This window comes from Alcanivorax sp. HI0083, from assembly GCF_001635175.1.
Genome location: NZ_LWFX01001691.1, coordinates 1 through 497, shown reverse-complemented (window position 1 = coordinate 497; position 497 = coordinate 1). Strand labels below are relative to the sequence as shown.

The following is a 497-nucleotide window of genomic DNA, read 5'->3' as shown; positions in this document are numbered from 1 at the left end:
CCAGGGGGCGGGTCAGGTAGCCGAGTACCAGGGTGGCCACGTCCACATTGGGTTGATAGTGGAGAAACAGCCCGCCCAGGGTGCCGAAGACCCGGGCCAGCATAATGAAATCACCGGGCAGGGTGTCCACCGGGTCGTGTTCCAGCCGGCCGAGCAGTTCGCTGACCTGCTGCATCATGTCTTCTGCAGTGGGCCAGCCGGTCTGTTGCCCGGGATTGATAATGGCGTCGCGGACCTGGTCCAGCACCGCAGAGACAAATGCCAGCAGGGTGGCCGGGTCGCCGCTGCGGGTGACAAAACCGAGGGCGGTAAGGGTGTCGGCGATGACGGTTTCATCGCCAACAATGCAAGCCTGCAGCACCCGGAAGTAACCCCGGCGGGCGTCGTCGGTGAGTGCTTGCGCGCAGCCGAAATCCAGCAGTACCAGCGTATTGTCCGGGGTGATCATGATGTTGCCGGGGTGCGGGTCGGCATGGAAAAGGCCGCCGTTGAGCACC

At 64.0% G+C, this 497-nt stretch carries 1 protein-coding gene; it reads right to left on the bottom strand.

Annotation, left to right across the window (positions count from 1 at the left end):
* Positions 1-497 (bottom strand): AarF/UbiB family protein (locus A3754_RS24730; protein WP_156497213.1); only part of this gene is annotated, 497 nt, incomplete at both ends.